We start from the raw sequence: 13497 nt of genomic DNA on the forward strand, positions 1-13497 counted from the left end.
TGAATTTATAGATTTAAGTTTTCAATGATTTTAGCAGTATCCCTCTATAGTAACACCTGTACAGGCAGATCTGCTGAAAGTCTGATGTTGAATCGATAGTGTGTTAGCTAGAAGGTATATTCATAACTTTCAACGACTCTTAAGCAAAAGCGTAGAAATTTTTGTTTGGAATTACTAAACTATCGCATTGCAAATTTGCCGTCCAATTCCGAAGCTTCAAATTCCTCAATTTAAGCGTTGAACGATGTTGATGTTCATTGTCATCATTCAATTGCATAATCATTGCCATGAAACGTTTTTTCGCTCAACAGATTTTGCGAATATACATTTGAATTTAGCATTGTTAAAAGTGGCTTGGAAGATTTCGAATCTGGTTCAGGCATCATTTGCTAAATATAGCTAGAGGTTAAAACATTGAGTCAACATCCTGTCATTCAAGAATTATTCGATCGTCCCATCGAAAGAAAACTGTGGGTGGCACCTATGGCAGGGGTTACAGATCGCCCATTTCGTACCCTTTGCAAATACTTTGGCGCAGGTCATGCTGTCAGTGAAATGATGACGGCAGATAAGACCTTACGCATGAGTAAAAAGAGTCTTTATCGTGCCAATTTTGATGGTGAAATAGCGCCTATTTCTGCTCAAATTGCAGGGTCAGATCCAGCTGAACTGGCTGAAGCTGCACGCTATCAAGTGGCAAATGGTGCGCAAATTGTCGACATTAATATGGGGTGTCCAGCGAAGAAAGTCTGTAATAAATTGGCAGGTTCAGCGCTACTCAAAGATGAAGACTTGGTGGCTCGTATTTTAGATGCTGTGGTCGAAGCAGTTGATGTGCCTGTGACCTTAAAAACCCGTTTGGGCTATCTCAATGGTCATGAAAACATTATGCGCGTTGCGAAGCGTGCCGAAGAAGCTGGCATTGCTGCATTGGCGCTTCACGGTCGTACACGTGAAGATATGTATCTGAATACGGCGCGTTATAGCTTAATTAAAGATGTGAAATCGTTGATCAATATTCCTGTGATTGCCAATGGTGATATTGATACACCTGAAAAAGCTAAATATGTATTGGATTATACCGGTGCCGATGCAGTCATGATTGGCCGTGCAGCTCAAGGTCGCCCATGGATATTCCGTGAAATAGGACATTACCTGACGACGGGTGAGCATATGGCGGCACCAAGTATTATGGAAGTCCGTGACGTATTGCTCGGACATTTATCTGAGTTATACGGTTTTTATGGTGAATATTCAGGTTGTCGAATTTCACGCAAACATATTGCTTGGTACACCAAGGGTTTACGCTCTAGTAATGAGTTCCGCCAAAATATGTATAAAGTTGAATCTACAGCAGATCAATATAAAGTCGTCGAGAACTATTTTAATCACTTACTTGATCATGGTCAGATCATGAGTGATGTTCAAGTTGATCAGGTCAACTTGCTTGAAACCAAATAATTTAAAGCCAAACGAAATAGATCTGTGCAATGTGATACAAAGTAAGTCGATTTAAGCTAGTTAGATTGATTTGAAATATGTAGATAATAAAAAGCCCTCAATGTTGAGGGCTTTATTGTAGGCATTCATGATTGAATGACGCGTTGAGCTAAGTATTAGTTAAAGCGCATTTCTAAAACCAATTGATTGATCAAGTCAGGTGCTTCCAATTCACGTATTTGAGAGACGTTGGTTCCCGCCCAAAAAGCACCATATTCATGTACACCATGCTTGCTAGCAGCGGCATGTAATTGTTTGCCTAAATCATAGCTATATGGGTAAGCCGGGACGGTCGAGCGAGTCGGTGTGTCAATATCTGTGTGCCAGTTATTGATAATGCCACGAGCAGGGCGGCCTGAAATACTTGATGTAATCTGCGTGATGGGTGCATCAAATAATGCTTTGCGATAAGCTTCATTGGCATTTGATGTTTTGCATTGCACAAAAGCAGTGCCCAATTGAACAGCATCTGCACCTAACTCCATAATTTGATAGGCCTGATGTCCATTCATAATACCACCAGCCGCAACGACTGGACATTGAATATGGCGTTTCAAGAGCTGAACCAAGTCACGTGTCTTAACGCTACTATCAAAGTTTTCATTGAAAATGCCACGGTGACCACCAGCTTCAATACCTTGAGCAATCACGATATCAATGCCTGCAGCTTCGATCAGTTTAGCTTCTGCTAAGTTGGTTGCAGAAACTAGAGTCAAAATACCCGCTTGTTTCAAGGCTTGGATTTGATGTGGATGTGGAATACCAAAATGGAAGCTTACCGCTTTAGGGCGCGTTTCCAGTACGAGGTTTAGAAAATGGTCATTGTCTTTAAAGCTTGGATAAATACAGTTCAGTGCTTCTGGAGCTTCTGCATTATATTGAGCAAAGCGTGATTTAAATTGCATGATCCATTTGGCAGCAACTTGTTCATCGAGTTCTACTGTGTCATGACAAAAAAAATTGACCTGAAAAGGTTGTTCAGTGAGTTCTTGAGTTTGTAATATTTGTTGACGTGCATTCTCAACACTGCTTGCACCTAAACCCAGTGAACCAAGTCCACCTTGATTTGACACTTCTGCAGCAAGTTCAGGTGTAGAAACACCTGCCATTGGGGCAAGAAATATAGGGTGTTTGATGCCAAGTTTTTCTAATAAAGTCATGTGCATACTCCAATCACTCTAAATACTTTGCCCAAGCGAGTGAAATTAAGCAAATAATATTCGTTATTTCTTATCAAAATGGTCTTATGCTTACACGAAAGTTGTACTTGAAATTAAGCGACACCTCGTGTCGTAGTAATGATGTATGACCCGACTTTTGAGGTGGATCCTTTTAAAATAATGCTGTGTTCACTTTAAATTTTATAATTCTCCCATGTCTGAACGTATCCGTGAAAAACTGCAAATTTTAGCCGATGCTGCCAAATATGATGTCTCATGTTCTTCGAGTGGTAGCAAGCGTCAAAATAAAGACAAAGGTCTGGGTAATACTGGAAACGGTATTTGCCATAGCTATACAGAAGATGGCCGCTGCGTTTCGTTATTAAAAATTCTATTTTCTAATGTCTGTATTTTTGACTGCGCATATTGTGTATCCCGTCGAAGTAACGACGTAAAGCGCGCAGCATTTACGGTACAGGAAGTGGTCGATTTGACTATGAATTTTTATCGTCGGAACTATATTGAGGGGCTATTTTTAAGTTCGGGGATTTTTAAATCTGCGGATTACACCATGGAACGTATGTTGCAGGTGGTAAAAAAACTGCGTTTAGAAGAAAATTTTAATGGTTATATTCATCTGAAGACCATTCCGGGGGCATCTCAGGAAATCATTACCGAAGCAGGTTTATATGTCGACCGTATGAGCATTAATTTAGAAATGCCGACAGAAGATGGTTTAAAAAAATTTGCACCTGAAAAAAGTCATGTTGAAGTCCAAAAAGATTTAGGTATCGTGCGAGATCGTTTGATTCAATTCAAAGATGAACGAAAAATAATACGCACAGTTCCTAAATTTGTACCCGCAGGACAAACGACGCAAATGGTGGTGGGCGCACATCAAGAGTCTGACCGTGATGTAATACTGATGGCAGACCGTCATTACAAAGAGTTTAAGCTCAAGCGTGTGTATTATTCGGGTTATATTCCAATTAATGAAGAGGAGCGTGCGCTGCCAGCTGTGGGGTCTGCGCCACCTTTATTACGAGAAAATCGGCTGTATCAAAGTGACTGGTTAATGCGTTTTTATGGATTTGAAGCGACAGAGTTGGTCGATGAAGAACATCCAAATTTAGAATTGGACATTGACCCTAAATTAGCGTGGGCACTGCGTCATCCCGAGCAATTTCCCGTGGATATCAATCGTGCTGAATATCAAATGATCTTACGTGTGCCGGGCATCGGTGTGCGTTCTGCTAAAAAAATTGTTCAAGCACGACGTTTTGGTAAAATTCATATCGACCAATTAAAACGTATGGGTATTTCCTACAATAGGGCGCAGCACTTTATACGCTGTGAAGATTCACCTAAATTTATTCGTGAACAACAGCCTCATCAAATAAGACAGCAGATTTTGCAAAGTGGCCAGTCGAAATATACGCAGCAAATTTCTCCACAATTGAACTTAGGTTTTTAGGATACAGTCGTGAGTATTTATGTCTTTGATGGCACGATGACAGGATTTTTAAGTTGTGTTTTTCGGGCCTTTCAATTTAAGCAATTTGACATTCAGATTTGTACCGATGGGCAAGTGCAGGCAGGTCTTTTCGCCGAAGTCATTGATGTGGCTAGTCACGATGAACAAGCACAGCGGGTATGGCAAGGATTAAAGCTTAAAGCATCTGAAAGTGCTTTGAAGCAGTTTTATTATGCGTTTTTATCCGAGCAGCAGCAGGCTTTTCAGCATTGTTTTAATTTTGTGATTTATGTGTTCCAGCAACAGCGTGATGTGTCTAAAAACTATGGCCATGCTGATGTATTAGGGATGAGCCAATGGGCGAAGCAAGTGGGGCGTGAAAAGCACCGAATGGAAGCTTTTGTGCGCTTTAAAAAATGTCAGGATGGCTTGTTTATCAGTTTAGTCTCACCTGACTTTAATGTATTGCCTTTGATCGAACGGCATTTCAAATCACGCTATCAAGATCAACGTTGGCTGATTTACGATGAAAAACGCAATTATGGCATTTATTATGATTTAAAACAGGTGCATCAAGTGGATATGGATGCCACAACCATAGATAGGCAAATACAATCAGGCCATAGTCAATCCTTTAATATCGAACTGGATGATGATGAGGTTTTGTATGATCAGCTTTGGAAAGATTATTTTAGAAGTGTCAATATTGAAGCCCGACGTAATATGAAATTACATGTGCAGTATGTGCCACGTCGTTATTGGCGTTATATGAATGAGAAAGCGATTTAAGTGTGAATCATCTAGTTGTTTTCGGGCATAATGATCGAGCTTTTGATTGTTTAAGTGAGACTTTGATGAAATTATTTCTTGTTACGACCATTCTGACGACAATGGCATTAACGGCGTGTTCTGCAAATGAACAAGAAAAGAAAACATTCAATCCGCAAAGTTATCAAGTTGCCGATACAGCGGGATTACAACAACGCTTTGAACAATTAAATCAGACTCTAGCAGCCGATTTTAGTCAACTAAAAAAAGTAGAAAGTATGGCTTTTTCAGATCAATCCGCTTTAGATGTTCAGAACTTAAAAACTTTAAATCAGCATTTTGTTGCTAATACCGCTTTAAAAAGCTCCAAAATTGCCTATTGCGAAGTAATGAATCATTATTTTTCTGAAATGTATCATCTCGGACATGTGAACTTGGCCTTGGTGAAAGACGTTAAACTGCCAAATGCCGCAAATGAAGATTTGAGTCAGGTGTTTGCGAATGCTGACCAATTTTATGATTTTATTATCAACCGCTATACCACATACAAACAGGCACAAGAAACCATGCAATATGGTTGTAATCTAAAAGGCGCACTGAAAGATTAAAAAAAGCCCCTCATTTGAGGGACTTTTTATTTCACAGAAATTAGCAGCCTGTAAGTTTTTCAGGTTGTGGACGTTCGCCAGGGAAGAAGATTGGACGTAGTTTGACGCCGATACCGTTCCCAATGAAGGCAAATACTAACCATAACCAACCATGTAAACTACCTGAAGCAATACCGCTGAAATACGCTCCAATGTTACAGCCGTATGCTAAACGTGCGCCATAACCTAACATCAAACCACCGATCACAGCTGCTAGCAGTGAACGTTTTGGAATATTAAAGTTCGGTGCAAATTTGCCTGCTAGGCTCGCTGCAAGTAATGCACCGAGCATGATGCCGAAATTCATCATCGACGTGATATCAAACCATAATGATTCGGTCAGTGCTTTGGCATTTGCAGGTTGCTGCCAATATGCCCAAGATGCAACATCGATCCCCATGATACTTGCTGATTTTGCTGCCCAAACAGCTAAGGCAGAGGTCACGCCCCAAGGACGGCCTGCAAGTGCGAGTGTGGCAAAGTTTAGTAAAGTCAGGATAATTCCGCCCCAAACCAATGGCCATGGTCCACGTAGAAAACGTTTCCAGCCGTGTTGCATTGCTTGCGGTTCAACTTCAAGCTGACCATGGCGTTTCTTTTCAAAGTAAACTGTTGCTGCGGCAATGATTGCAAAAAGCACAAAGTTTAATGCCAGTGCAGGAACTACACCAAAGCTTTTGACTAAAGAAATCGGCTCAAAGTGGGGAAGGTCAAACCACCATTGAATATGTGAAGTTGCAATCAATGAACCTGTACAGAAGAAGATCAGCGTTACAATCATACGTGCGCTACCTGCGCCCACAGTGTACAGGGTACCTGATGCACAGCCGCCGCCAAGTTGCATACCAATACCAAAAATAAAGGCACCGATCATCACGGACATTGAAACAGGATTAACGTTACCTTTGACTGGGTTGCCAAATAATTCACCTGCACCTAAAGCAGGGAAGAAGAGCAGTACAGCCAAAGCCAACATGATCATTTGTGCACGCAAGCCACGACCACGACGCTCTTTAATAAAGACACGCCAACTTGAGGTAAAACCAAAAGATGCGTGATAAAGGGTCATACCCAAAGCACCGCCAATTAAAAATAGCAATGCTTGGTTAACGCCTACAACCAGATAAGCACCAATGGTGCCTAAAATTAATAAAACAAAAGCCACCCAAATCGATATATTGGATCGATTGGCTGGCGCAGCAATAACAGACATGGAGAAAAAAGCTTAAAAAATGTATCTCTATTTTACGGTTTTTATATATTGTAAAAATGAATATTGTTGAAAAATCACACAATCATTGCTGTGTATAATTGATTTAACATATTTGCAAAACTGATTAATGTTTGCATTAAACTGGATTTACATTAAATAAAGAACCAATCCAACTAGAAAATAGCATGGCTGCAATGCCCCAAAGCGCAACACGTAGACTGCCTTTCAACATAGAAGTGCCAGCTGCATAACTGGCTAAAGCACCGAGGAGTGCTAGGGAAATCACGCCAACAGCCATAACGGTTTTTTCAATATGCATGTCAGCACTGATCAAGATCGCAACCATCGGAAATATTGCACCAATTGAAAAGGCTAAAGCCGATGATAGCGCTGCTTGAACGGGTTTTGCTGCTGTATTGTCATGGATTCCAATTTCATCTCGGGCGTGGGCTTCAAGTGCATCATGTGCAGTTAATTGGACTGCGACTTCATGGGCCAGTGTAGGCTCTAAACCACGTTGAATATAAATTTGGGTAAGTTCTTTAAGTTCTAGCTCAGGGTTCTTTTGTAGTTCTTTATGCTCCATGTGAAGATCTGCTTTTTCGACGTCTTCTTGAGATTTCACAGAGATATATTCGCCCGCCGCCATAGAGGTTGCACCAGAGATGAGTCCTGCAATGCAGGTAATGAGTAAGGTATGGCTAGAAGCACCACTTGCAGCCATGCCCATAATTAAACTAGTAACGGAGATAATGCCATCATTTGCACCGAGTACAGATGCACGTAGCCAACCTGTACGTTCCATAAAATGTTTTTCGGCATGATGTGAGTAAGACATTATTTTCTCTAAGTTTGTTATTTATATGACCTCATAAGATTGACCTGACATCAGTTAAATTTCAAGTTAAAAATAGATTGAAACAGTAAGTTGAATAAAATACAGATGTAAAAAAAGCACCCGAAGGTGCTTTTTTTATAAAATGCTTATTGCTGCGCTTTTTCTTTCACGTCAGCTGCACCTTGTTCAACAGCACCTGCTGTTGCAGCAGTTGCGTCTTTAGCTGCTTCTTTGGCATTGTGTGCAGCAGCTTCAGCATTTTCTGCAGCATTTTCGGCTGCTGTCGCAGTTGCAGTTGCAGCATTATCAACAGCAGTAGCTGTCGCAGTTGCCGCATCTGAAGTTGCATCAGCGATGTCATGGCCTGCTTGGTCAGCAGCGTTTTCTAGGTGTTCACCAGTTGTTGCACCTGTTTCTGGCGCTTTGTCTTTATTACAGCCAACAAGTGCAACAGTTGCAGCCAAACCTAAAGCAACAAGTAATTTATTCATTTTGATCTTTCCTTTTTTTGTTATGCCCGTAGCATGGGCTGAATTTATATTAGCTGAAAAAATATTCAAAAATCGATCAAAAATTGTTGATTTAGTGTAATTTTATCCAGCTTGTTTTGTATTTTGAAAGGCTTTATATCTGCTTATGGCGTTAAGGGTTTTGAGTAAATAATTCTTCAATTGAGTTAACAAGTAGATAGATAAATTCACTGTCTTCATGGCGCCATAAATATATTTCTTCCCCCAATTGTGTATCGTCTATCGTACGCATCAATAAATAATCGCCATCGCCGTTATGTGCAATAGCAATGCTGTTTTCAGGGAAGTCTTCGATTTCACTGATGGATTGATGTTCTGCGGCTAGATGATTCGTTGTACGTTTTATTCTTTTCACATCGCTGGTGTCTTGGAAGGGGAAAAGCCACCATGCTTCGATGTCATCACCATCTTTAAATTCATCCGCGCTAGAAAAGCTAATGCCGAATTCGCCACCATTTTCAATTTGCATTTTGGCTTTATATTTTTCTGGAAACTTAAATCCTAATTGTTCTTCAGTTGCCGTAATAAATTTTAAGTCTAATGGAAAGGGCATGATGTTGTTCTTAAATTATTTTGGTGTTTTATGAATAAGCTAGGCGTAAATTTTAGTCAATATTTTTTACACTCGTTATTTTTATCCTAAATATTTTATTTATGAACATATGGGGCATAAAAAAGCCTGCAATCAATGCAGGCTTTTTTGGGAAATTAATCTATTAAGATTAAAGACCAGCAGATGCTTTAAGCGCTTCCACTTTGTCAGTTTTTTCCCATGTGAATGCGGTATCAGAACCTTCACGACCGAAGTGACCATACGCAGCAGTTTGTTGGTACATCGGTTGGATCAAGTTCAACATACGAGTAATACCGTATGGACGTAAGTCAAAGTGTTCACGTACAAGTGCAATAATCAAATCTTCAGATACTTTTGCGGTATTGAATGTGTTGATCGAGATAGATGTTGGTTCTGCAACACCAATCGCATATGACACTTGAATTTCACATTTGTCAGCCAAACCAGCAGCCACAATGTTTTTAGCAACATAACGACCTGCATAAGCAGCAGAACGGTCAACTTTTGATGGGTCTTTACCAGAGAACGCGCCACCACCGTGACGAGCCATACCACCGTAAGTATCTACAATGATTTTACGGCCTGTTAAACCACAGTCACCTACAGGGCCGCCAATGACGAACATACCTGTTGGGTTGATGTGGAATTTAGTGTCTGCATGGAACATTTCAGCAGGAATCACTTTTTTCACGATTTCTTCAATTACCGCTTCTTTCAATTGAGCTTGGGTAATTTTTGGATCGTGCTGAGTTGAAAGTACAACTGCGTCTAAGCGAACTGGCATGCCATTTTCATAAGCAAATGTTACTTGGCTTTTTGCATCGGGACGTAACCAAGCAAGTTTGCCTTGTTTACGTAGTTCAGCTTGTTTTTCCATTAAGCGATGCGCATATGAAATCGGTGCTGGCATAAGCACATCAGTTTCACGGCTTGCATATCCAAACATTAAACCTTGGTCGCCTGCACCTTGATCTTCAGGTTTTTGACGGTCTACACCTTGAGCAATTTCAGGTGATTGTTTACCGATCATGTTGATCACGGCACAAGTTGAACCATCAAAGCCAAGATCTGAATGATGATATCCGATACCATTTACGGTATTACGAACAATCGCTTCAAAGTCTACATTTGCAGTTGTTGTGATTTCACCGGCAAGTACAACCGCACCCGTTTTTACAAGCGTTTCACAAGCAACCCGTGCATATGGGTCTTCTTTTAAGATTGCATCCAAAATAGCATCACTGATTTGGTCAGCCATTTTATCCGGATGGCCTTCGCTTACAGATTCCGAGGTAAATACAGCGTACTCGCGCATAAGTCCTATCACAGTTAAATTTAAAGACGCAATATGTTACATCGAGAAAGCGTTTAGGACTAGCTTAACATGACCAAATTGGATGAAATTAATTCATTTCAATGACTTTTTAATTGATATAGGCATCTAAAAAATTGATATGAGCTATGGATTTATCAATTTAATTTTTTATGATGAGATAAAACAGAGATATTTTGTTTTGGCACAAGCAACAATGTGATTAGGCGTTAAAATGCCTAAAGTGGCATTTTAAGTGAATCAATTATAAGAAAAAATCAAATCAATATCCTGAGATTTATCAATAATGAATGTCATGAACTGCCAGAATATGACTGTAAACGACAATTATTCGTTTAATTTGAAAAAATAAAACACAATAAATGCGGACTTTTGAGACTTGGTACGCAAATTGCCTAGTTGTCATTACGTTGAATGGGGAAACGTAATGAAACAGTCTGGTTTTACACTCATTGAAATCATGATGGTAGTGGCAATTATCGGCATTTTGGCTGCAATTGCTACTGTATCTTACAATGGCTATGTCGCTCGAGCGCAAGTGGCTGAAGTTTTAACAATGATTTCATCCTATAAATTGAAACTGATTGAAAATTATTCAGAGGAACAAAGCTGTGTAGATTTGAATACAGCGCTGAATGAAAGTATCAGTACCAAATATATTGCGAGTAGTGACATTATTGATGTGGCAGGAACGTGTTCAGTGGTTTTTACGTTTAAATCAACAGATGTCAATTTTGCTCTTCGCTCAAAGCAGATCTATTTTAATATTCCAGATGATTTAAATGGTGCTTGGAATTGTCAATCGGATGATATTTCGCAGCGAAATTTACCTGCTACATGTCGTGGTATCTAAAGTTCTGTATCTAGGGTCTCGAAGATATTGGATCAGTGTTGATTTCACAGGGATGAGTATGCTCTTAGAGTTTCATAAATATTCATAGGTTTTTTTATTGAATATATTTCATATTTCATATTTCTAATGGCCATTTATCTGGATCGGCTTTGGCTGCTATTTATATTCACAATTTCCATTCGATGTATTGGACTTTTATCAATTACGAAGCGTTTGCTTTCGCCACTAAACTCTAAATATGCATTGCGCTGTCATTGATTCGCCATATAAAAGCGTCACTGTATACAAAATAAACGACATGCATAGGCTTGAAATTGAGCAATAAGCGCCCAAAATACAGGTGGTGCAGGAATAATTAGCGAAAATTTGCCCCTGAGGCTTTACCCATTCCGCTTTTTTTAAGACAATATGCGCATCTTTGAATTCTTATTCATCTTACTCTTTTAAACCATTTGTTTGGACTCTGACCTATGACAACCCCGCTTAACGAACGTCGTATTGCAAACGCAATTCGTGTATTGGCAATGGATGCTGTGCAAAAAGCAAATTCAGGACATCCAGGTGCTCCAATGGGGATGGCAGATATTGCTGATGTGGTATGGCGTGAATTCCTCAACCACAACCCTGCAAACCCACAATGGGCAAACCGTGACCGTTTCGTATTGTCAAACGGCCATGGCTCTATGTTGCAATATGCGCTATTGCACTTAACAGGTTATGACCTGTCTATTGAAGATTTAAAATCTTTCCGTCAATTGCATTCTAAAACTCCAGGTCACCCAGAATTGGGCTATGCACCGGGTATTGAAACAACCACAGGTCCATTGGGTCAAGGTATTGCAAACGCTGTAGGTTTTGCACTAGCTGAAAAAACTTTAGCGGCTCAATTCAACAAAGAAGACATCACAGTTGTAGATCACAACACTTACTGTTTCTTAGGTGATGGCTGTTTAATGGAAGGTGTTTCTCACGAAGCATGTTCATTGGCTGGTACTTTGGGTCTGGGTAAATTAGTTGTTTACTACGATGACAACGGCATCTCGATTGACGGTGAAGTAGAAGGTTGGTTCTCTGACGACACAGAACAGCGTTTCTTGGCATACGGTTGGCAAGTGCTTAAAGTTGACGGTCATGATGCAGATGCAATCCGTGCGGCAACTGTTGAAGCAAAAGCTGAAACTGCGAAACCAACCTTAATTATCTGTAAAACCATTATTGGTTTAGGTTCGCCAAACAAACAAGGTAAAGAAGATTGCCACGGTGCGCCGCTTGGTAATGATGAAATCGCTTTAACTCGTGAAGCTTTGGGCTGGACAGAAGGTCCATTTGAAATTCCTGCTGATGTTTATGCAGCTTGGGATGCAAAAGCCAAAGGTACTGCTTCTGAATCTGTTTGGAACGACACATTTGCTGCTTATGCTGCTAAATATCCAGCAGAAGCAGCTGAACTAAAACGTCGTCTTTCTGGTGAATTACCTGCTGACTTCGCAGCAAAAGCGGATGCTTATATTGCTGAAGTAAATGCTAAAGCTGAAACAATTGCTACTCGTAAAGCTAGCCAAAATGCCATTCAAGCATTTGCACCACAGCTTCCAGAAATTCTAGGTGGTTCTGCTGACCTTGCAGGCTCTAACCTGACTTTATGGAAAGGCGCAGAAGGCGTTGAATCTAACCCAGCGGGTAACTACGTTCATTACGGCGTACGTGAATTCGGTATGACTGCGATTGCGAACGGTGTAGCGCTGCATGGCGGTTTCGTTCCTTATGTAGCAACATTCTTAATGTTCATGGAATATGCGCGTAATGCAGTACGTATGTCTGCATTGATGAAACAGCGTGTGATTCATGTGTATACCCATGACTCAATTGGTCTAGGTGAAGATGGTCCTACACACCAACCTGTAGAGCAAATTGCATCTTTACGTGGTACACCAAACCTAAACACTTGGCGTCCATGTGACACTGTAGAAGCGTCTATTTCTTGGAAATCTGCGCTACTTCGTTCAGAAGGCCCTACAGCGTTAATCTTCTCTCGTCAAAACTTGCCATTCCAAACTCGTACAGCAGATCAAATTGCTGACGTTGCGAAAGGCGGTTATGTACTTGCAAAAGAAAAAGGCGAATTGAAAGCAATCATCATTGCGACTGGTTCAGAAGTTTCATTGGCAATGGATGCTTACGCACAGCTTGACGGCGTACGTGTTGTTTCTATGCCATGTGCTGAAGAATTCGTAAAACAAGACGCTGCTTACCGTGAAGCGGTTCTTCCTGCTGCGATCCGTGCGCGTGTTGCTGTTGAAGCTGCGCATGTGGACTACTGGTGGAAATTTGTTGGTCTTGATGGTCGTGTAATCGGTATGACGACTTACGGTGAATCTGCTCCAGCAAAAGACTTGTATCAACACTTTGGTATTACTGCTGATGCTGTTGTTGCTGCTGTGAAAGAAATTACCGCTTAATCTGTAAAGATTAACCGTAATAAAGACGCCCCAGAGAAGGGGCGTTTTTTATTGCAGAGATTAAATTTATTTTAAATTGTGAAATAACGATTTGTAACGAATGAATTAAAGCATTGGTTTAAAATTAATTCATTCATGCAGTATTCAG

Annotated in this window: 12 protein-coding genes; 6 read left to right on the forward strand and 6 right to left on the reverse strand. The window is 40.4% G+C overall.

What is annotated here, in order from left to right:
- Positions 1–456 precede the first annotated feature (456 nt).
- The gene (dusB, locus tag FTU02_RS01510) at positions 457–1461 is read left to right on the forward strand and encodes a tRNA dihydrouridine synthase DusB (protein ID WP_265734189.1); all 1005 of its coding nucleotides are present in this window, start codon (positions 457–459) and stop codon (positions 1459–1461) included.
- A 155-nt stretch (positions 1462–1616) separates the two neighbouring features.
- Here dusB and FTU02_RS01515 read toward each other — a convergent pair whose 3' ends face one another.
- A complete protein-coding gene (locus tag FTU02_RS01515; RefSeq protein ID WP_180155437.1) occupies positions 1617–2660 on the reverse strand; it encodes a nitronate monooxygenase family protein in 1044 nt (347 codons plus the stop codon).
- A gap of 214 nt (positions 2661–2874) precedes the next feature.
- Here FTU02_RS01515 and FTU02_RS01520 point away from each other — a divergent pair, with 214 nt between their 5' ends.
- The 3 genes from FTU02_RS01520 to FTU02_RS01530 all read left to right on the forward strand — a co-directional run bounded on the left by FTU02_RS01520 (position 2875) and on the right by FTU02_RS01530 (position 5510).
- Positions 2875–4134: a putative DNA modification/repair radical SAM protein gene (locus FTU02_RS01520; RefSeq protein ID WP_180106565.1), complete on the forward strand. Its 1260-nt coding sequence runs from the start codon at positions 2875–2877 to the stop codon at positions 4132–4134.
- 9 nt (positions 4135–4143) lie between these two features.
- On the forward strand, positions 4144–4923 hold the full coding sequence (locus FTU02_RS01525) for a TIGR03915 family putative DNA repair protein (protein ID WP_180155439.1): 780 nt from the start codon (positions 4144–4146) through the stop codon (positions 4921–4923).
- A gap of 65 nt (positions 4924–4988) precedes the next feature.
- On the forward strand, positions 4989–5510 hold the full coding sequence (locus tag FTU02_RS01530) for a hypothetical protein (RefSeq protein ID WP_180155441.1): 522 nt from the start codon (positions 4989–4991) through the stop codon (positions 5508–5510).
- A gap of 40 nt (positions 5511–5550) precedes the next feature.
- On the opposite strand, the gene FTU02_RS01535 is transcribed toward FTU02_RS01530, so the two are convergent.
- From FTU02_RS01535 to metK, 5 genes are all read right to left on the reverse strand, one after another.
- Complete coding sequence (locus FTU02_RS01535; protein ID WP_180155443.1) at positions 5551–6762, reverse strand: YeeE/YedE family protein; 1212 nt, start codon at positions 6760–6762, stop codon at positions 5551–5553.
- 136 nt (positions 6763–6898) lie between these two features.
- Positions 6899–7600 carry a VIT family protein gene (locus FTU02_RS01540; protein ID WP_180010154.1) on the reverse strand — a complete coding sequence of 234 codons (702 nt, stop codon included), beginning with the start codon at positions 7598–7600 and terminating at the stop codon, positions 6899–6901.
- 146 nt (positions 7601–7746) lie between these two features.
- The gene (locus FTU02_RS01545) at positions 7747–8091 is read right to left on the reverse strand and encodes a hypothetical protein (protein ID WP_078193577.1); all 345 of its coding nucleotides are present in this window, start codon (positions 8089–8091) and stop codon (positions 7747–7749) included.
- 151 nt (positions 8092–8242) lie between these two features.
- Positions 8243–8683 carry an SMI1/KNR4 family protein gene (locus FTU02_RS01550; protein ID WP_180155445.1) on the reverse strand — a complete coding sequence of 147 codons (441 nt, stop codon included), beginning with the start codon at positions 8681–8683 and terminating at the stop codon, positions 8243–8245.
- Positions 8684–8852: 169 nt separating this feature from the next.
- The gene (gene metK, locus FTU02_RS01555; protein WP_078188779.1) at positions 8853–10019 is read right to left on the reverse strand and encodes a methionine adenosyltransferase; all 1167 of its coding nucleotides are present in this window, start codon (positions 10017–10019) and stop codon (positions 8853–8855) included.
- Between the two features lie 445 nt (positions 10020–10464).
- On the opposite strand from metK, the gene FTU02_RS01560 reads away from it, so the two are divergent.
- The gene (locus tag FTU02_RS01560) at positions 10465–10890 is read left to right on the forward strand and encodes a pilin (RefSeq protein ID WP_180155448.1); all 426 of its coding nucleotides are present in this window, start codon (positions 10465–10467) and stop codon (positions 10888–10890) included.
- Positions 10891–11360: 470 nt separating this feature from the next.
- A complete protein-coding gene (gene tkt / locus FTU02_RS01565) occupies positions 11361–13349 on the forward strand; it encodes a transketolase (RefSeq protein WP_180155450.1) in 1989 nt (662 codons plus the stop codon).
- Positions 13350–13497 lie beyond the last annotated feature (148 nt).

Source organism: Acinetobacter sp. YH12045, assembly GCF_013419925.1.
Classification (GTDB): domain Bacteria; phylum Pseudomonadota; class Gammaproteobacteria; order Pseudomonadales; family Moraxellaceae; genus Acinetobacter; species Acinetobacter amyesii.

Coding starts and splice junctions, on each gene's coding strand:
- FTU02_RS01515 (WP_180155437.1), bottom strand. CDS start 2,660: ATGACTTTATTAGAAAAACTTGGCATCAAACACCCTATATTTCTTGCC.
- FTU02_RS01520 (WP_180106565.1), top strand. CDS start 2,875: ATGTCTGAACGTATCCGTGAAAAACTGCAAATTTTAGCCGATGCTGCC.
- FTU02_RS01530 (WP_180155441.1), top strand. CDS start 4,989: ATGAAATTATTTCTTGTTACGACCATTCTGACGACAATGGCATTAACG.
- FTU02_RS01535 (WP_180155443.1), bottom strand. CDS start 6,762: ATGTCTGTTATTGCTGCGCCAGCCAATCGATCCAATATATCGATTTGG.
- FTU02_RS01540 (WP_180010154.1), bottom strand. CDS start 7,600: ATGTCTTACTCACATCATGCCGAAAAACATTTTATGGAACGTACAGGT.
- FTU02_RS01545 (WP_078193577.1), bottom strand. CDS start 8,091: ATGAATAAATTACTTGTTGCTTTAGGTTTGGCTGCAACTGTTGCACTT.
- FTU02_RS01550 (WP_180155445.1), bottom strand. CDS start 8,683: ATGCCCTTTCCATTAGACTTAAAATTTATTACGGCAACTGAAGAACAA.
- metK (WP_078188779.1), bottom strand. CDS start 10,019: ATGCGCGAGTACGCTGTATTTACCTCGGAATCTGTAAGCGAAGGCCAT.
- FTU02_RS01560 (WP_180155448.1), top strand. CDS start 10,465: ATGAAACAGTCTGGTTTTACACTCATTGAAATCATGATGGTAGTGGCA.
- tkt (WP_180155450.1), top strand. CDS start 11,361: ATGACAACCCCGCTTAACGAACGTCGTATTGCAAACGCAATTCGTGTA.